The organism is Lachnotalea glycerini (assembly GCF_003201285.1).
GTDB classification, from domain to species: Bacteria; Bacillota; Clostridia; order Lachnospirales; family Lachnospiraceae; genus Lachnotalea; species Lachnotalea glycerini.
Genome location: NZ_QICS01000001.1, coordinates 799,753 through 817,818 on the forward strand (window position 1 = coordinate 799,753; position 18,066 = coordinate 817,818).

18 protein-coding genes are annotated in these 18,066 nt (G+C 33.0%); 2 read left to right on the top strand and 16 right to left on the bottom strand.

Annotation, left to right across the window (positions count from 1 at the left end; translation table 11 throughout):
- Positions 1 to 126: 126 nt before the first annotated feature.
- The 3 genes from C8E03_RS03315 to rimO are packed head-to-tail and all read right to left on the bottom strand — an operon-like array spanning position 127 to position 3,243.
- A complete protein-coding gene (locus C8E03_RS03315; RefSeq protein WP_110290280.1) occupies positions 127 to 1,374 on the bottom strand; it encodes a competence/damage-inducible protein A in 1,248 nt (415 codons plus the stop codon).
- The gene (pgsA, locus tag C8E03_RS03320) at positions 1,374 to 1,922 is read right to left on the bottom strand and encodes a CDP-diacylglycerol--glycerol-3-phosphate 3-phosphatidyltransferase (protein WP_094376284.1); all 549 of its coding nucleotides are present in this window, start codon (positions 1,920 to 1,922) and stop codon (positions 1,374 to 1,376) included. Before pgsA ends, C8E03_RS03315 begins: the two co-directional genes overlap by 1 nt.
- Positions 1,906 to 3,243: a 30S ribosomal protein S12 methylthiotransferase RimO gene (rimO, locus tag C8E03_RS03325; RefSeq protein WP_094376283.1), complete on the bottom strand. Its 1,338-nt coding sequence runs from the start codon at positions 3,241 to 3,243 to the stop codon at positions 1,906 to 1,908. Before rimO ends, pgsA begins: the two co-directional genes overlap by 17 nt.
- 370 nt (positions 3,244 to 3,613) lie before the next feature.
- Here rimO and gmd point away from each other — a divergent pair, with 370 nt between their 5' ends.
- On the top strand, positions 3,614 to 4,636 hold the full coding sequence (gmd, locus tag C8E03_RS03330; protein WP_094376282.1) for a GDP-mannose 4,6-dehydratase: 1,023 nt from the start codon (positions 3,614 to 3,616) through the stop codon (positions 4,634 to 4,636).
- Positions 4,637 to 4,661: 25 nt separating this feature from the next.
- Positions 4,662 to 5,588 carry a GDP-L-fucose synthase family protein gene (locus C8E03_RS03335; protein ID WP_110290281.1) on the top strand — a complete coding sequence of 309 codons (927 nt, stop codon included), beginning with the start codon at positions 4,662 to 4,664 and terminating at the stop codon, positions 5,586 to 5,588.
- Positions 5,589 to 5,726: 138 nt separating this feature from the next.
- Here the strand turns inward: C8E03_RS03335 and C8E03_RS03340 are convergent, their stop codons facing one another.
- The 13 genes from C8E03_RS03340 to C8E03_RS03400 form a co-directional block, all read right to left on the bottom strand.
- Positions 5,727 to 6,200, bottom strand: a complete 474-nt coding sequence (locus C8E03_RS03340) for a DivIVA domain-containing protein (protein ID WP_094376280.1) — start codon at positions 6,198 to 6,200, stop codon at positions 5,727 to 5,729.
- Between the two features lie 86 nt (positions 6,201 to 6,286).
- Positions 6,287 to 6,883: a hypothetical protein gene (locus tag C8E03_RS03345; protein ID WP_094376279.1), complete on the bottom strand. Its 597-nt coding sequence runs from the start codon at positions 6,881 to 6,883 to the stop codon at positions 6,287 to 6,289.
- Positions 6,884 to 6,933: 50 nt separating this feature from the next.
- Positions 6,934 to 7,965: an NAD-dependent epimerase/dehydratase family protein gene (locus C8E03_RS03350; protein ID WP_110290282.1), complete on the bottom strand. Its 1,032-nt coding sequence runs from the start codon at positions 7,963 to 7,965 to the stop codon at positions 6,934 to 6,936.
- Positions 7,966 to 7,992: 27 nt separating this feature from the next.
- Positions 7,993 to 8,952 carry an O-fucosyltransferase family protein gene (locus C8E03_RS03355; RefSeq protein WP_110290283.1) on the bottom strand — a complete coding sequence of 320 codons (960 nt, stop codon included), beginning with the start codon at positions 8,950 to 8,952 and terminating at the stop codon, positions 7,993 to 7,995.
- A gap of 4 nt (positions 8,953 to 8,956) precedes the next feature.
- Complete coding sequence (locus C8E03_RS03360; RefSeq protein ID WP_094376276.1) at positions 8,957 to 10,003, bottom strand: O-fucosyltransferase family protein; 1,047 nt, start codon at positions 10,001 to 10,003, stop codon at positions 8,957 to 8,959.
- Positions 10,004 to 10,031: 28 nt separating this feature from the next.
- On the bottom strand, positions 10,032 to 11,249 hold the full coding sequence (locus C8E03_RS03365; protein ID WP_110290284.1) for an O-fucosyltransferase family protein: 1,218 nt from the start codon (positions 11,247 to 11,249) through the stop codon (positions 10,032 to 10,034).
- 24 nt (positions 11,250 to 11,273) lie between these two features.
- Positions 11,274 to 12,350: a mannose-1-phosphate guanylyltransferase gene (locus C8E03_RS03370; RefSeq protein ID WP_110290285.1), complete on the bottom strand. Its 1,077-nt coding sequence runs from the start codon at positions 12,348 to 12,350 to the stop codon at positions 11,274 to 11,276.
- 224 nt (positions 12,351 to 12,574) lie between these two features.
- A complete protein-coding gene (locus tag C8E03_RS03375; RefSeq protein ID WP_242993357.1) occupies positions 12,575 to 13,591 on the bottom strand; it encodes a right-handed parallel beta-helix repeat-containing protein in 1,017 nt (338 codons plus the stop codon).
- Between the two features lie 448 nt (positions 13,592 to 14,039).
- Entirely contained in the window at positions 14,040 to 15,026 is a 987-nt protein-coding gene (locus C8E03_RS03380; protein ID WP_094376272.1) for a GH25 family lysozyme, read from the bottom strand.
- Positions 15,027 to 15,144: 118 nt separating this feature from the next.
- A complete protein-coding gene (locus C8E03_RS03385; RefSeq protein ID WP_094376271.1) occupies positions 15,145 to 15,387 on the bottom strand; it encodes a hypothetical protein in 243 nt (80 codons plus the stop codon).
- A 408-nt stretch (positions 15,388 to 15,795) separates the two neighbouring features.
- Entirely contained in the window at positions 15,796 to 16,779 is a 984-nt protein-coding gene (gene mgrA, locus C8E03_RS03390) for an L-glyceraldehyde 3-phosphate reductase (RefSeq protein ID WP_110290286.1), read from the bottom strand.
- Positions 16,780 to 16,931: 152 nt separating this feature from the next.
- Entirely contained in the window at positions 16,932 to 17,315 is a 384-nt protein-coding gene (locus tag C8E03_RS03395) for a MerR family transcriptional regulator (protein ID WP_110290287.1), read from the bottom strand.
- A gap of 117 nt (positions 17,316 to 17,432) precedes the next feature.
- Entirely contained in the window at positions 17,433 to 17,984 is a 552-nt protein-coding gene (locus C8E03_RS03400) for a CDP-alcohol phosphatidyltransferase family protein (protein WP_110290288.1), read from the bottom strand.
- Positions 17,985 to 18,066: the final 82 nt, after the last annotated feature.

The window sequence follows — 18,066 nt, forward strand, 5'->3', positions numbered from 1 at the left end:
TCCTTAATTTTAAACCGCCATATACTAAGAATAAGGTCGGAGTGTCCAAATTCTGAATATCAGCTAATTTTCATACCCAAATAGTATAGCATATATGAATTAGTATGTAAATACTATTTAAATTTCTTATTTTCCATATACATCAAGTATACATTCTCTTAATAAGGTTAATGCCTTTACAACTGATTGTTCACGTATTTTGGAACGATTTCCTTTAAAATTAAATTCTCTGACTGTTACTTTATCATCTATATAACATGCAATATATACTAAACCTACCGGCTTTTCTTCCGTGCCACCATCTGGTCCGGCAATTCCTGTTATAGCTACACATACATCTGTATCTGTTGCAAACACGCCGCCTTTTGCCATTTCCTTTGCAGTTTTTTCGCTTACTGCACCATATTTTTTTAATGTACTTTTTTGAACACTTAAAATTTTACGCTTTGCCTTATTAGAATAGGTAACAAAACCCTCTCTAAAGACTTCTGATACACCGGGCACATTTACTAATCTGGCTGCAAGCATACCTCCGGTACAAGATTCTGCTGTCGTAACCTTAAGTTCATTCTTTTCAAGCAGCTTAATTACAGCTTCCTCTAACGTTTCATTTTCATCTGTAGAATAAACATTTTTACCAAATCTCGCCTTTAATTCCTTAACAACTGGCTTGATCATTTTCTTAGCTTCTTCTTCATCCTTTGCTCTGGCAGTTACTCGTATATGAACCTCTCCTACCTTTGCATAAGGCGCAACTGTAGGGTTTGTTTGATTGTCAATTAAGTCTTTGATCATTGTTTCAGCTGTACTCTCACCAACACCGCAGACTTTAACCATTTTGGAATAGATTGTTTCAGGCTGAAGCTTGTTTAAATATGGGTATATATCATTCATAAACATTGGAATGAGCTCATTTGGGGGACCGGGCAATAATATCACTGTTTTGCCGTTCTCCTCCATAATTACACCTGGTGCTGTTCCATTTTCATTGTCAACAACAATGGCACCTTCTGGAACGAAAGCCTGCTTCCAATTATTTTCTGTTATTGTTATCTGGCTCTTTGTAAAATAATCATTAATTCTTTGTTTTGTATGTTCATCTTCAATCAAGGTTTTTCCCATGACATTTGCCACAACCTCTTTTGTCAAATCGTCCTGAGTAGGTCCTAGTCCACCTGACAAAATAACTACATCAGAGCGTTTTTGTGCTGTCTGAATCGTTTCTGCCAAGCGCTGTTCGTTATCTCCAACCGACGTCTGATAGTATAAAGATAATCCTAAAATCGCACACTTCTCTGCAAGAAAGCATGCATTTGTATTAACTGTATTGCCAAGTAAAAGCTCTGTTCCAACCGATATTAATTCAACTACCATTATTTATTACTCCTTTCGCTAAGAACACTTAAGTTCTTTATCAAATAATCAATCAATGATACAATAGTCAGTATTAATGCTAAATAGATAAAGATGTTTTCTAATAATGCAAAAGCTGGTGTTTGAATATCTAAAATCAATAAAATTATCATAACCATCTGTGATGCTGTTTTAAATTTTCCCCAATAGCTTGCTGCAAGAACAACACCATTGTCTGCTGCGATTACCCGGAATCCACTGATAATAAGCTCTCTGCTTACAATGATTATAACAATCACAGATGAGATTTTATTCATCTGAATAAATGCAATTAACGTCGAACAAACTAATAACTTATCAGCCAATGGATCCATAAATTTTCCAAAATTCGTTACTAAATGTTGCTTTCTTGCAATATAACCATCTAAAAAATCAGTAAAGCTTGCTAACGCAAATATTGTCAATGCGATATATTTTCCGTTTTCTCCCATCAAATCAGTAAGCATAAATACTAAGAAAAATGGTATCATGATTACTCTTAAAAGAGTTAATTTATTTGGTAAATTCATCTGCAATCTCTCCTATTAAATCATATTCCAATGCACCAGTTACTTTTACATTCACAAAGTCACCTGAAATTAGCTCCTGATCTGTATGAATAAAAATATATCCATCAACATTAGGAGCGTCCTTGTAGGTTCTTCCAACGTATGCATTTTCATCAACTACCTTACCCTCAATCATAACCTTTACTATACGGCCAACCATGTTATCCTCTTTATCAAACACGATTTCTTGCTGAAGTTCCATTAACTGCGCACGCCTTTCCTCCTTAACTTCTTCTTCCAGCTGTGCCTCCATCATGGCGGCTGGCGTGTTCTCCTCCGGTGAGTAAGTAAATACACCTAAACGGTCAAATTCTATCTCATCGATAAAATCCATCAGTTCTTCATGCTGCTCTTTCGTCTCTCCCGGGAATCCGGTAATTAAGGTTGTCCTGATTGCAATATCAGGAATTTTTATTCTAAGCTTATTGATAATTTCAACTAATTGAGCTTTGTTCGTTCTTCTCCCCATCCGTTTCAATATATCATCATTGGCATGCTGAATTGGTAAATCTAAATAATGACAAATTTTAGGCTCTGATTTAATTGTCTCAATCAGCTCATCTGTAATTTCTTCTGGGTAACAATATTGTACCCGAATCCATTCAATTTCACTTATCTTACAAAGTTCACTCAAAAGAGTGGGCAATGTTTTTTTACCATATAAATCCACTCCATAAAGAGTCGTTTCCTGTGCAACTAAAATAAGTTCCCTAGCTCCTTGCTTGGCCAGTACTTTGGCTTCTTCAATCAGCTCTTCCATGGGAACGCTTCTATAATTTCCCCTTATCTTAGGTATAATACAGTAGGTACAATGCTTATCACAGCCATCGGCCACTTTTAAATACGCATAATATCCTCCTGTAGTTAATACTCTATTGGTCTTATGTGTTGGCAATCTGTCGATATTGTCAAATATTTGTGTTCTATCACCCTTAAGACTTGATGAAACAGCATCTAATATGCTGTCAATAGAGGTTGTTCCAAGAATAGCATCCACTTCCTCAATTTCATCCTGTATCTCCTGCTTATATCTTTGAGCAAGACATCCGGCTGCTATTAAAGCTTTACAACTTCCTGACTTCTTATATTCCGCCATTTCCAAAAGCGTATTAATACTTTCTTCCTTAGCATCATTAATAAAGCAACAGGTATTCACAACGATTACATCAGCCTGCGTTTCATCGTCAGTAAATTCAAAGCCCCCCTTTGATAAAATTCCAAGCATAACCTCTGTATCCACTAAATTTTTATCGCAGCCGAGGGATATAAAAAGTAATTTCATAAGTAGTCTCCTAATTTCAATTCTATAAAACAACAAGGTTTCAATTTTAAACCCTAATATTTATTCTAACCTTTCAACCCAAAAAGGTCAATAATAAAAAATACTGTATTAAAAAGGTATTAAAAATACTGTATTAAAAATCTGACTGCAGCATTTTACGATTATCAGAGACTTTCCTTTCCATTTGTTTCAAATAGTACACGTCACATTATAGAGTATTTAACATATTATATTATTAGGTTAACACCTGAAATATTCATTCAATTTGTACTTTTTTTGAGGTCGAGCCAGAAAAAGTTGCATTGTTATATTTAAGAAAGGAAACTGTATAATGAATGCCCCTATATTTTCATTATGCTAGGTTATATATATGAAGAAAGCATTAATAACAGGTATTACAGGGCAGGATGGCTCCTATCTGGCAGAATTTTTGCTTGATAAAGGATATGAGGTACATGGAATTGTTAGAAGATGCAGTTCCTTGAATACTCAAAGAATTGATCACTTAATAGAAGGAAAATACGGCAACGAAGAAAAAATAGTATTACATTTTGGTGATTTAAGCGATTCCAATAGCTTAAATAGGTTAATTGATAAATTTGAACCTTGTGAAATTTACAATTTGGGAGCTCAAAGTCATGTTCAAGTCTCTTTTGATGTACCAGAATTCACTTCTGATGTCAATGCTTTAGGTGCTCTAAGACTTCTAGACAGCATCAAAGAGGTTAATCCCAAAATAAAATATTATCAGGCCTCTTCCAGCGAATTATTTGGCAAGGTGAAAGAAACTCCACAAACAGAAAACACACCCTTTAACCCTAGAAGTCCCTATGCAGTAGCAAAACTTTATGCCTATTGGATTACAATTAATTATCGCGAGGCTTATCAATTATTTGCCTGTAACGGTATTTTATTTAATCATGAATCACCCAGAAGAGGAAAAACCTTTGTAACAAGAAAAATAACTACAGGAATTAGTAATATTCTAAAAGGAAAACAAGAAAAAATAATTTTAGGAAATATTGACGCAAAAAGAGACTGGGGCTTTGCAGGTGATTATGTAGAAGCAATGTGGTTGATGCTTCAGCAAAATGAACCAGACGATTACGTTGTTGCTACAGGTGAAACTCATACCGTTAGAGAATTTTGTGAGCTTGCTTTCCAACATGTAGGAATAAAATTAGTGTGGGATGGGGAAGGCATAAGCGAGAAGGGTATTGATTATAAAACAGGGAAAGAATTAATTAGTATCAGCAATCAATATTTTAGACCTACTGAAGTTGACCTTCTTCTTGGAAATGCAACAAAAACGCATAACAAATTAAATTGGGAACCAAAAGTCTCTTTTGAGAAGCTGATTGAAATGATGGTTGACAGTGATATAAATACGTGAATCTTATATAGAAAGGAAATTAAAAATGGATAAAGACAGCAAAATATATGTAGCCGGCCATACTGGTATGGTTGGTTCTTCAATCTTAAGAGACTTAACTAAAAAAGGTTACAATAATATAATAGTTCGAACACATGCAGAGTTGGATTTAATGAATCAATCTGCAACTGAAACATTTTTCAAGACAGAAAAACCCGAATATGTATTTCTTGCGGCTGCAAAAGTTGGTGGAATCATTGCGAATAAAACTTATCCTGCTGAATTTATTACTCAGAATCTTTTAATTGAATGTAATGTAATTAAAAGCTCCTATATGAATAAGGTAAAAAAACTTATGATTTTAGGCAGTTCTTGCATTTACCCAAAGGTATGTCCACAGCCTATTAAGGAAAAATCTTTATTAACAGCTCCTTTAGAAACCTCAAATGAAGCATATGCAATTGCAAAAATTGCGGGTATCAAAATGTGTCAGCATTATAATACACAATATGGAACAAACTATATCAGCGTTATGCCCTCAAGCATTTACGGTTTAAATGACAATTATGATATTAATAATTCTCACGTAATTCCTGCATTAATCGTAAAAATGCATACAGCTAAAACAGAAAATAAACCGATTGTAGAATTATGGGGCAGTGGTACCCCACTAAGAGAGTTTCTTTATGTTGATGACCTCGCCAATGCATGTACTTTTCTTATGGAGACTTACGAAGATAGCGAACACATCAATATAGGTACCGGTAATGAAATCAGTATTAAAGATTTAGCTGAAATAGTAAAAAATATAGTAGGCTACCAAGGTGAGCTTGTTTTTGATTTAAGTAAACCAGACGGAACCTTAAGAAAAGTACTGGATCACTCCAAAATAAGTAATATGGGTTGGAAACCTAAGATAGAATTGAGAGAAGGTATTATTAATGCCTATCATGATTATCTTAATAAGCTTTAGTCTTTTATTATTTTAATAAAACAACTCATATCATAGCATGAGCCAATGCTTATATTGATTAAACGACAACGATTTTATCGATATTTGCAATGCTCATGCTATTTACGTTTTATACAACTTATCATTCATAGGCGTTTTTTAAGTGGTACTCTTTTCATTCTTTTCATCATCAGAAACTTTTAACATTTCCAATGTTGTGGCTAACAATGCTTGTGACCTCATTTTGTAAATGTTTAAGCTCTTTTTTATTTCTTCATATTCATGATTAATGCCATCTACTTTTCGATATGCATTATGAACAATATCTTGTGCATTTTTTTCAGCTTCACTGATTATATTATTTGCTTTCTCTGTCGCATTGTCTGTTATATTTTCACTGGTACGTTGTGCTATTATCAAAGTATGCTGCAATGATTCCTCAATTGTCTTATAATGCTTCACAGTCTCTTTCATAATAACAATTTCATTTTGCATTTCTTCATTTTCCTTATTGAGTGCCTCATAATCCTCACTAATCTTTGCAAGTATGTTATTGATCTGCTCCCTATTGTATCCATAAAAGAATTCTCGTCTGAAACAAATATTTTTTAAATCTTTTGGTGAATAATTCATCTCAATCACCCTAATACATAGCTTCTGTAAATAATATTCTTTAAAATAAAATTTATTCTATCAATATAAAAAAATTAAGAATATTTTTACATTCTGGAAAGTATATCTCTTTTTTTATCAGCAAATTCTTCTTCCGTTATTACATTCATTGCTCTTAGTACTGATATTTCTTTCATAAGATCAATTAAGGTTTTGTCGCTTGCAACTTCTTTAGCTTTTGCATTGTCTTGAACAATCTTTGCAACTGCTCCGGCAATTTTATTGGCACCTTTGGACTCAAACAATACACTGCATTCTACTTCATTTTCACTATAAGTTACGGTTAAAAACATATGCTTTTCTCTGTCTTTTTGTTTGAATGCAAAACGAAATCCACTAAAAGCTAAAATTCTTGAGAGAACCTGATTTTTCGAAGTTTGTTCCCCCGTTCTAAATTCAGCCTTCAAAAGCTTCTCTACTGGAATAAAGATAAAGTTAAAATTTAAATTGTCTTGGAAAAACAGACCGGTACTTTTAACAATAATATCTCCGTATTTTTCATCTAAGAGCTCTGGATAACCTCCCAAATATCTTCCCTTACTTAGGGCAATAGTTAAACCACTGCTTTGAAGGTTTTCTTTAAATGCAAGCTTATTTTCCTTTTTATCTCTTCTTTTATCCACTAAGTCATTAATAGAATCCATATAATCATCTCCCTTAAATTGTGATTCCCTATCATATTTTTTAATAAAATTTAACGATCAGAATTTTGCAGCAGCCGATACCACTCTATCGTTTGCAAAATTCCTTCTTCTAACGCTACATAATCCGTTTTTATAAATTCCCGTTGTACCTTTGTCATATCCAGCCATGATTCTTCTGGCGAACCATTTACTTCATCCGTTAAATCGGGATAAACCACAGGAACATTCATGACCTTTCCAATTGTTTTAGCAACCTCAGAAATCGTATTTTTGTACACCCCTCCCACATTGTAAACAGCATCAATTCCATGCAGCAATACTTCCCACATGATTTCTACAGCATCTGTCACGTAGCAGTATGCACGTACTGCTCTTCCTTGATCCAAAAGCTTTAAATCCTTTTGAAATGCCTTTTGAATAAAGGAACTGATTACTCTTTTATCGTCCATTCTTGTGCCTGGGCCATAAGCTGCAGCCAACCGAACTGACTTTGCATTCACGCCCTTTTTTCGGTATACATTCACTATTGTTTCACCACAGCGTTTTGCTTCTACATAACATGATCTTGGTTGATCTGTTGCTATAGTTCCGATTTGTGTTTCATTAAAGGGTGGATTCGTAAGTCCAATATACAATTCACTGCTGCTTACATATAAGAATTTACCACCTTGATTTAATTTATCAAATAAAATAAAAGTAGTCAGTGTGTTAAGCTTTAGCGTGTCAAGAGGATTCTCCATAAAACGAATCGGCTGACCATAGCTTGCTGCATGTATAATATAATCTGCCCTTGGCAAGCCCTTGCAAAAGTCAATATCCGTTAAATCTCCCTGCAACATTACAGCCCCTTCATAATCAAAAAATTCTTTTACAAAGGAAAGAGGTTTACGGTTGACAATTCCAATTACATTAATTGGCTTTTCAAGCATTTCGCTTACCCGCTTAAGACATGCAAGAAAATGTATTCCAATCAATCCTGACGCTCCTGTCACTAGAATTGTTTTACCTTGGAGTTCTTCCAAATCAATTTTTTTCAGTATTGTAACAGCATTATTTGAAATAATGTCCGTTAAATTACTCATGTCACCATCCTCTTATTTTTTTCTTTTTTAATAAATTAGCTTTGCGTTAGTCTTTGGCCAGTCTTTTAGCCGAAATACCGCATTGGAAAAGCTGGAATATCCGTTTCCAATAAAAAAATCACATTCCGTTGCAAGATAAGTATCCTTAATTACTTCAAAGGTGTCTCGTATCAATTCAACTCCCTTGTGACGTTTATTTGGATAATTTGTATTACACTGTCTGACAGGTCCTCGGAATGGTATTTTTTTACTATTACTAATAATCAAAATATCTCCCATACTATACAAACTTTTATACTCCCTTACAATCGATTTGGAATCTGTTAAAAGTAACAAATGTCTTGCATTATAAATATTGAAAAATTGCCAAATAGCAGGAGCATAAAAATTATTTGCACTATAAAGCTGATTGATTTCATGCACTAGTGCATTTCCTCTTACATGTGCACATACAATCGGCTTTTCATCCCTAAAAGTAGAATTTGCATTTATAAATTTTTGAATACTCTTTTTAATCTCAGGGTTTGGCAGCAGATAGGTCTGATACAGCTTACAATAAATTTGGTGAGCTGTCATCCCATACATTGGATGTGCCGCATGAATGAAAGGCATGATTTCGCTGATATGATAAAATACATCACTTACTACGACATCTGCATTACTCGCCATCAAACTACTAATATCACGATATTCCCATTTCAACTTATCTGGGTCATCTATCATTACATTACTAAAATTCCATATGGGGGGATAATAAGTATAATCAGGATGAACAACATCATAAATGTTATATTGTGATAAAGGTTCAAAAAACAGTTCAAATGAATTCAAGCTGATGGCACCACTGTACATACTTTCCATTCCCCAATAAACAACTGGAATACGGTTTGTTAATTGGGCTGCCAGATACATAACCATAACATGCTCAATATCCGCCCACAAGCTATATCCCCAGGACTTAATTAATAAAAAACGCTCTTTCGCCATATACTTAAATACCTCCATATAATTCTGGATAATTCAACTTATGTTCTAATTTTTGGTTTCGTTTTCTGATTGCTTCTAATTTTCCTCGTTTCTTTGATAATCTTATCTCTTCTTCTAATGTATTATATAAAAGAGTTATGTGTGATTCTGGCCAGTTTTTTATGCGGTTAACTGAAAAAGATACATTGGAATAACCATTACCAATAAAATAATCACATTTTGCAGCCAGATAAGTGTCAGTTAATATCTCTACTCCCTTATTTCTTCTGTTAATATAATTATCAACCTGAGTGGCATCATGCTCTGAATTTGAGGTACTTCTATTAGCATCTGTGGAAATGATTAAGTTTCCGTATAATTTTTGATATTCTTCTAAAATTTCCTGACTATCTGTAATTACCAAAATTTTTTTAATGTCATATTGTTCTCTATATTCTTTTATTTCATAATGGTATCTTTTATTTAAATAAGGAAGATTAGCAACTTCGATTATTTTATCCGTTCCACGAACATGCACACCCAGCAACGGCGTGTTATCTTTTAGATACTTATTATTGAACTCTTCAATTTTTAATAGAATATCTGGCTTAAGCCGAAGATATTTCTGAATTAAAATTCTGTATATTTGAAGTGGAGTCATACCATAAGTCCAATGATCCTTTTTGATATATTCCATGATTGGGCGTGCAAAGAAATGTACATCGCTCACTACCACATTTGCGTTACTGCTCATCAAGGTACCAATGTCTCGATACGTATACGTAATTTTATCAAGATCTTCTATCATAATATTGACATAATTCCACATGGGAGGATAGAATGTAAATTCTGGCCTTGCAACATCGCGCAGTGTATAATTTGATACAGGTTCATAATATAATTCAAAAGCATTTGCTATAATTGTATCACTGTACAAGCTATTCATTCCCCAGCTGACTACCGGAATCCGATTGGTAAGCTCAGCTACCAAAAGCTGTCCTACCAGATGATCCATATCTGCCCAGAATCCCCACCCCCATGCCTTAATGAGAAGAAATCTAGCATCTGACATTATTTTTTTAACACCTCCAGATTATTTGTTACTTAAAAACTCTTTGTACTTTTTTAATAGAATTCTTAGTCATTTTAGTCATCAGACGATATTTTCCATCTGCCTCCTCAGGAGAATAACGCCCTGTTTTTATACGCTCATAGGAAAAATTATATAATTTTTCAAACATCCAATAAGTAAGCTTTATATTCGTTTCGGGCCAATCCTTTAAATGGGTGACCCCGTAAGACAGATTTGAAAAACCATAGCCTATAAAGAAATCGCACATGGTTGCAATATAAGTATCTCTAAGAATTTCAATGCCCTTGCTCCTATTATTCAAGTGATTTTCAATATATACCGGTTCCCTGGAATCATTGATTGGTGTTCGTTTGTAATTACTATAAAAAAGCATAGAGCCAAATTCTGATGAAAATTCTTCCAGAATATCCTCTCGATCAGTGATCAAAAATATTTTGTCAATATGAAAATTTTTTAAAGTAATTTGTACTTCTTTGTTTAAAATCTTATAAGGATCCCCATGCTGTGTAACCTTTAGAAGACGTACTATTTCATGCTGATAAATTGTATCATCTACCTTAAAATGATCGTATCGTTTTTTTGGTTTTTTTGACTTTGAACGCGTATTTGGATTAACCGGGTGATAAATCATATTTATATTATATCGCTTAATTTGTGGATAAATATCCAAAGTAAAATCACCCGGCATATGAATTGCCAAAACATGATTTGCACTACCTAAATTTGTATCATAATATTGCTCTATTTCTTTTTTTATATCTGGCTTTAACTTCAGATATTTATCAAACAGATATCGATAAATCTGCAAAGGTGTCATTGCGTAGGTCGGATTATCTTTTGTTATAAATGGAATAATACGCGTAATATAAATACTCACATCACTTATCACGACATCCGCCTGGCTCCCTATAAAATCACCTATATTCCGATAGCAAAGATTGCTCTTGTTAGGATCATCTGAGGTCAGATTATCATATGTCCAAATCGGTGGATAAAACGTAAACTTTTTATTGATTACGTCATATATGTCACAGTCTGAAATTGGCTCAAAATATAAGTCAAACGCATTATTATATAAGACATCCTGATAAAGACAACTGCATCCCCAATAGACAATCGGTTTACGACCAGTTATTTCAGCAACCAGAAGAAGTTCCATTACATGATGCAGGTTTTTCCATAAATTATGGCTAATTGCCTTTATTAATAAAAATTTCTGTGGCATTATGATTCAATCACCTCCATTTAATTATATAAAATTATCATAGCCCTTGTTTTTAAGCTCATTAACCAGTTCTTTCATCTCTTGAACCCTATCTCTTGGACAGACAACAATAGCATCCTTAGTGCAAGCAATTACCATATTATCAATACCAATAGATGTAACTAAAATATTCTCCTCACTGTAAATCACACAGCCACTTGTATCTACTCCGCAATAATTTCCCTTAATGAAATTCCCTTTTAAATCAGTTTTTAATGTTTTAGACAAAGCTTCCATGCTTCCCATATCGTCCCAATCAAACTCTCCTCTTACTGTGTAAATTTGACTGGTTTTTTCCAAAACACTGACATCAAACGAAATATTTTCCACCTCCTGATACGCTTTTTCAATTGCATTTGTACAAGAAAAGCCTTGCATATCCTGATTGATTGCTTCTGATAAAAGATTATAATGATTTGGAAGTAACTGTTTGAAATGATTGATCAAGGTATCCATATCTCCCAGAACAATTCCACTATTCCATAAATAATCATTCGAAGAACATAATTTTTTTGCTGTTTCTAAATCTGGTTTTTCCACAAACTTTTTCACTTTGAAATAGCTTTCATTTCCCTTCGATCTATCACACTGAATATAGCCATATCCGGTAGCAGGGTAAGTCGGCCTGATTCCTATCGTAATTAAATTTTTCGTGCTTTTTGCAGCTAAGTATGCCTTCTCTAATGCTTTCACATAATTTACATTATCCTCAATATATCCATCTGCCGGAATAAAGCTTAAAATGCCAGAACCGAACTTGTTTTTTAATAATAATGTGGAATAAGCGATACAGGCAGCAGTATTTTTTCTTGATGGTTCTTCTATTATATTTTCAATAGGCATGATATCCTTAATTGTATCCTGCGTTATGCGAAGCAGATCTTTATTCGTAACAATAAAACAGTTTTCTGAAGAAACTACATTACATACTCTCTCAATAGTCTGAACCAGCATACATTGGTCCCCATCTACACGAATAAACTGTTTTGGCTTTTTCTCTCTTGAAAGAGGCCAAAATCTTGAACCTACACCACCTGCCATAATAACTATATATCGATCCATATATCCTCCAAATTCTACCTGAATTTTACTATTCCTCCATGCCTTTCTTTAGCATATTGAATAATCTAGAATATATTATGCCAAATAATACATTTGGTTCCTGACTAAATGGGGCTGTTGCAGAATAACAAAATGCACCACCAAATGTTAGATTTATTTTGTCTAACATTTGGTGGTGCATTACAGTTAAGATAGGTTTTTAATTTCTATTACATTTTTCTATATTACTGATTGAATGAACAACCACTTGTTGTTGCTCCTACAATTTTATCTTTACTCTTTCCGCTAGTTGATATACAACCAGTAAAACTATGCTTACCTGACTTTGGTGCTGTTGGAAAATAGAAATTAACATTATTTTTGATACCTGTACATTTAACTAATGTAATCGCACCGGTATTATTGTTTTGGTCAAAACCTCTTGATTTGTTACCAGTTGCTGTACATCCTTCTAAATAATGATTATCTGCAGTGTAGTCTCCGCCAACTTTAAAACCTTGTCCATTTCCATCATATAATCCATTATAATTTGCCTGACAGTTATAAAACTTAACTGCATTTCCTGCACGATAGCAATCATATCCGTCGTCAGAGTTAGATGTTGCTATGCAATTCTTAAATACGTTTCCAGCTCCAATGTTTAATTTTGCTGCAAATCCATCGGCATTTTCTCCATTCGTTGCTGAATCGTAATTATAGGTTGACGTTACGCTGGTAATTGTGTTATAAGCCGCACCATTACTCATCTGAAGACCGGTATCATGACATTTTGTAATTGTACAGTAAGAAACATTGTTGTTATTTCCACTAATAAAAATACCATTATCTCCTGCATTCTGAATTGTCAGTCCTGAAATAGTCCAATAACTGCCTGAAATCTGGAATCCCCTATTACTGCTGTTCTCTGCCTGTCCAGAAAAATCAATTACCGGCTTAGATCCGTTATAGTTTAAAATTCTAATTGGCGAACCCGATTTTCCGCTCGCACTAAGCTTAATTGTTGAACTGTACTTATAAGTTCCGTTTAAAACATAAATGTTAGTTCCTGCGCTAGCTTTTGTTATTGCTTTTGTTATAGTTTTAAAAGCCGTGCTTGTTGATGTTCCGTTGTTGGAATCATTTCCACTTGTCGAAACATAATAGTTTGTTGCTGCTTTTACTGGCAGCTCATTGAAACAAAATAAACTAGCAATCATTAAAAATGTCAAAATAAAACTGATCCTTCTTCTTCCTCTTTTCATTATATGTATCCCCTTTCTTTTTTATCTATAAAGCCTTTCCATATTAGATTGGCAATTATAGCATAATCATGCGCCTATTTTGTGTTATTTTAGTACTAAATAACCAACTAGACACTATTCTTAAGCCCTCCGAAATCTATTATAATATTAAATTGTCAAAAAATCAAGCTTAATTTTGTATTTTATCATACATTTTATATAATTTACATATTTTTTGACTATTAATTAATAATATTCTAATATTTTAGTTTAATTTTTAATATTTTGTATTTTTTGATAAAATTTTAACATTAATTAGCACTTTTTAAATATGTCTATATTTATAATCTATTCAAAATTATAATGCAATATTTGATGCTTCGTTAATCTTTATTTTATATCCTATTTATAATTTTATTATATAAAAACAAGCCTAAATCATTTGGTTCAAATCATTTAGGCTTGTTTTTTAATTATAAAAGGCAGTGGTTATACTATTAAATCCTACCACGCCATCCGTTTTTAAATTGTATTTCTTTTGCAACTGAATTGTCTTTTTTCTGCTATCCTTTGCGTATTTGCCGTCTATGCTGGTTGAAAAATCCATTTCATTTAATCTGGTCTGCCACCATGATACAACATCTCCACTGCTACCTGTTAGATAACCAATTATAGTACTTTTGGCTTTTAATTGAATCAGATTACGAACGTATTTTGTATTAACTCCATCCATTCCATCTTCTATTAAAGCATTACCGCTTTCGTCCAGATACCCGTCTTTATTTGCCGCTTTTTGAAAATTAAGAATATTAATATTAATTATATTATAATTGCTTTCATCTGTTTCAGCCTCAAGCTGTTCTAATTCCAGATAAAATTCATTTATATCCACCTTACCACTTATTCCAGGTACCTTACCGGTTTTTGATTTCTGCCATATAGATGCATGCTCTTTTTCTTTTGAAGATATATTGCTTTTATAACGAGCATACCAAATATCACATTTAAATTGCTCCATATCAAAATAATTCATCTCATAAACATTATTGGTATATAAAATCGGAATATATCCTGCATTTTCTACTTCTTCCAAAAATATCTTTGCCATTTCAGTTGCAAGAGCTTTTGTTATTTCTACTCCTTTTGTACGCGCATATCGAACCGAATCATATTCCAAATCATAGGCAATCGGACAAATGCTCTTATACTTTTTAACTGCTTCAATTGCATATTTGGCTTCTTGTCTCGCCATTTCAAGGGAATATGCATAGCTGAACCAATAAATCCCCAGTGGCATATTTGAATTTATGCAAGCTCTTGCATTCGATTCAAATCTTTGATCAATATTATTCTTCCCATAACCAGCTCGAATAAAAATAAACTGGTATCCTGCATCTTTTACCTGCTTTACATTAACATTTCCATTATGTACACTAATATCAATACCTAAAAACATTTATACCTCTTTTTTTTATTAGATTTATAATATTTTATGTAACAAATAATTTGTCTTATGAATAAATATAATGAATAACATTTTCACCACACAGGTTAAACCAAACATACCATATTAACTAGTCATCAAAATCAACCGTAACTGTCCAGTAACTTGGTCCATCTTCGATCTTGCTAACAGTTCCATTTAAATTGTTAATTTTATTGCTGATTGGAATATTGCCGCTCATTCCCACAGCAGGCTCAATGGTATAGCAATACATAAGCCCTTGAAGAGTCTGCAAATCTCTGGCACTCACCTCTACGCAATCTCCTACCTTTACCAAATTTGGTCTTTCCATTCTAAAATCTAACTGTTTCATTTTATCTCACTGCCTGCCTTATATTATTATAAATTTATTTTATAAGCTCCTATTCCAAAAAAAGGAATACTTCACACTTTTTTCAAAGTTTCTTCAAATACCCTACACATAGCTTCTGTATATTATAATCATACAAAGTAATTAGTACATATCGCACCACATATTTCACTATAATTTATTATAAATATTCGCAGTTTATAATAACGAAATGCATCTAATACTTTGATTATATAAACTTTTTTTCATATAGCCTGGATAATCCCCCTTATCCAGGCTCTCCTCTTTTAAAGTACTAATTCTAACTCATTTCTGCTCTTTAAAAAGCCCTTACGCAATAATATGTTCCACTTTTAATCTTAGACATCCCCGTTGATCTTAATAATTTAATCAATTTACCTATATAAAAAACTATTTCAATATTGAATCAATTACATTTAATTCTTCTTTGGTAAAAACCAGCTTATCTACAATTTTGACATTGTCTTGTATCTGCTTTACTTTACTTGCACCAATTAATACCGTGGTTACTTTATCATTTCTAAGAACCCAAGATAATGCCATCTGTGCTAATGATTGATTTCTGCTGGCAGCTATTTCATTTAATTGGGTAACCTTATCGATTACATGCTCTGTAACATCACTTTCATGCAAAAATATACTCTTAGTTGCTCTTGAGTCTTCTGGAATTCCATGAATATACTTATCCGTTAATAATCCCTGTGCCAATGGGCAAAATGCAATTGAACCGATTCCCTCTTCTTCTAATACATCCAATAACCCATTTTCTACCCATCTGTCAAACATATTATACCTTGGCTGATGAATTAAACATGGTGTATGGTTAGCCTTCAATAGTTGAGAAGCTCTCTTTGTATCCTCCGGCTTATAGTTTGACAAACCCACGTATAATGCTTTACCACTTCTAACAATTTGAGAAAGTGCTTCCATAGTCTCTTCTAAAGGTGTTTCTGGGTCAGGTCTGTGGTGATAAAAAATATCAACATAATCTAGACCCAATCTTTTTAAGCTCTGATCCAAGCTGGATACTAAATATTTCTTAGAACCCCAATCCCCATAAGGTCCAGGCCACATAGTATACCCTGCCTTTGTAGAAATAATCAGTTCATCCCTATAAGGGAATAATTCATTTTTAAGAATTTTTCCAAAATTTTCTTCTGCTGAGCCTGGCACCGGCCCATAATTATTAGCAATATCAAAATGTGTGATACCGAGGTCAAACGCTTTAAAAATAAGTGCTTTTTGATTTTCATAGGAATCTATTGAACCAAAATTATGCCAAAGACCAAGCGCCACTCTAGGTAACTTAAGTCCACTGTTTCCACATCTTTTATATTTCATTTGACTATATCTTTCTTCCATTGGCTGATACATTAAACTTCCTCCTGTTACTCTATTTTAAACATATCTCAATTGTAATACCTAGAGTTAACTCTATGTCAAGCTTCTTCTTTTCAACGTTCTTTTCAAAGTATTTTAAGTAAAAGGATAAGGAGAGGAATGTTATTTTCTTTTAAAAAGTAATTTTATTCAGTCTGCTCATCAATATGAAAAATACCAATTTCTTTATAATGCTCTAATTTATAATTTACAATTTCCATACTCTTATAGAGCTGTTCTATCTGTTTTTCGATATTTTTCTTATGAGCTGTCAGAATAATTTTTCTATCCTCTAATCGCTCTCTTCCTTGTAAGCAGCACTGCATAAATTGTTTTATACTTTCAATTGACATCCCACTATTTTTTAAACAACATATGAGTTTAATCCATTCAATATCATTATCAGTAAATTTTCTAATTCCTGATTCACTTCTTTTAATTAATGGTAACAGTCCTTCTTTATCATAATATCGTAACGTATAAATTGATAAATTTGTTTTCTCTGCTACTTGCTTTATTGTATATTCCATATAGAACATCTCCCTTTTGCTTATATCCATCATATTTTAAAATGCTAGCCCTGAAATCAATTGAATCTTCAACGATGAAACTCGATCTACTCATAACCAACAGTTACAAACTTTACTCTATTTCAATTCGTTTTGATTGATTTTAAATATAGAACTGATATTTCGATTTAGTGTCTTAGCTTTTATTTGGATCAGTAATTCCTCTATAGCAGAAATACTTGCGATGCTGCAAAGTAAAGTACAAGTGATTGGCATTCCAAAAATGACATAAAGTAATGGAAAACAAAATAATAAAAATCCTGTTGCCTTATTGGCATAGGTATGTAAAAAGGCTAATGTATGATGTTTCATAAAACCAACAAACAGTCCTCCGATCCGAATAGCAAAAATACCAATTACCCATAATATCATGTATTCCATTCTATCCAGATAAGGAAAAAACACATACATAAGAACTGCAATTAAAACGAAGTCCGCCAGACTGTCAAGAGCTGCACCATGCTCACTTTCTGCTCCCATTTTCCTTGCCAGAAAACCATCCAGCATATCACCGAGTCCACATATTAGATAAAGGACAAAAAATAAAATGGACAACGGCTTTATTATAAGTATAACCAAAGACAATATAATTCTTAATATTGTTAACACATCTGGAATTTTGCTAAACATAATTATCTACGACCTCTCTAAACATTAGCTGCTTCTTTCGCAAAAAAACTTCCTAATTTATTATATATGCAAATGATAAATT

Excerpts from the sequence above, each read along its gene's own strand:
- C8E03_RS03400 (WP_110290288.1), bottom strand. The coding sequence starts at position 17,984 with ATGTTTAGCAAAATTCCAGATGTGTTAACAATATTAAGAATTATATTG.
- C8E03_RS03345 (WP_094376279.1), bottom strand. The coding sequence starts at position 6,883 with ATGGATTCTATTAATGACTTAGTGGATAAAAGAAGAGATAAAAAGGAA.
- rimO (WP_094376283.1), bottom strand. The coding sequence starts at position 3,243 with ATGAAATTACTTTTTATATCCCTCGGCTGCGATAAAAATTTAGTGGAT.
- C8E03_RS03350 (WP_110290282.1), bottom strand. The coding sequence starts at position 7,965 with ATGAGTAATTTAACGGACATTATTTCAAATAATGCTGTTACAATACTG.
- C8E03_RS03380 (WP_094376272.1), bottom strand. The coding sequence starts at position 15,026 with ATGTTTTTAGGTATTGATATTAGTGTACATAATGGAAATGTTAATGTA.
- C8E03_RS03385 (WP_094376271.1), bottom strand. The coding sequence starts at position 15,387 with ATGAAACAGTTAGATTTTAGAATGGAAAGACCAAATTTGGTAAAGGTA.
- C8E03_RS03360 (WP_094376276.1), bottom strand. The coding sequence starts at position 10,003 with ATGTCAGATGCTAGATTTCTTCTCATTAAGGCATGGGGGTGGGGATTC.
- C8E03_RS03375 (WP_242993357.1), bottom strand. The coding sequence starts at position 13,591 with ATGAAAAGAGGAAGAAGAAGGATCAGTTTTATTTTGACATTTTTAATG.
- C8E03_RS03365 (WP_110290284.1), bottom strand. The coding sequence starts at position 11,249 with ATGCCACAGAAATTTTTATTAATAAAGGCAATTAGCCATAATTTATGG.
- C8E03_RS03335 (WP_110290281.1), top strand. The coding sequence starts at position 4,662 with ATGGATAAAGACAGCAAAATATATGTAGCCGGCCATACTGGTATGGTT.
- pgsA (WP_094376284.1), bottom strand. The coding sequence starts at position 1,922 with ATGAATTTACCAAATAAATTAACTCTTTTAAGAGTAATCATGATACCA.
- C8E03_RS03395 (WP_110290287.1), bottom strand. The coding sequence starts at position 17,315 with ATGGAATATACAATAAAGCAAGTAGCAGAGAAAACAAATTTATCAATT.
- C8E03_RS03370 (WP_110290285.1), bottom strand. The coding sequence starts at position 12,350 with ATGGATCGATATATAGTTATTATGGCAGGTGGTGTAGGTTCAAGATTT.
- gmd (WP_094376282.1), top strand. The coding sequence starts at position 3,614 with ATGAAGAAAGCATTAATAACAGGTATTACAGGGCAGGATGGCTCCTAT.
- C8E03_RS03340 (WP_094376280.1), bottom strand. The coding sequence starts at position 6,200 with ATGAATTATTCACCAAAAGATTTAAAAAATATTTGTTTCAGACGAGAA.
- C8E03_RS03355 (WP_110290283.1), bottom strand. The coding sequence starts at position 8,952 with ATGGCGAAAGAGCGTTTTTTATTAATTAAGTCCTGGGGATATAGCTTG.
- mgrA (WP_110290286.1), bottom strand. The coding sequence starts at position 16,779 with ATGTATCAGCCAATGGAAGAAAGATATAGTCAAATGAAATATAAAAGA.
- C8E03_RS03315 (WP_110290280.1), bottom strand. The coding sequence starts at position 1,374 with ATGGTAGTTGAATTAATATCGGTTGGAACAGAGCTTTTACTTGGCAAT.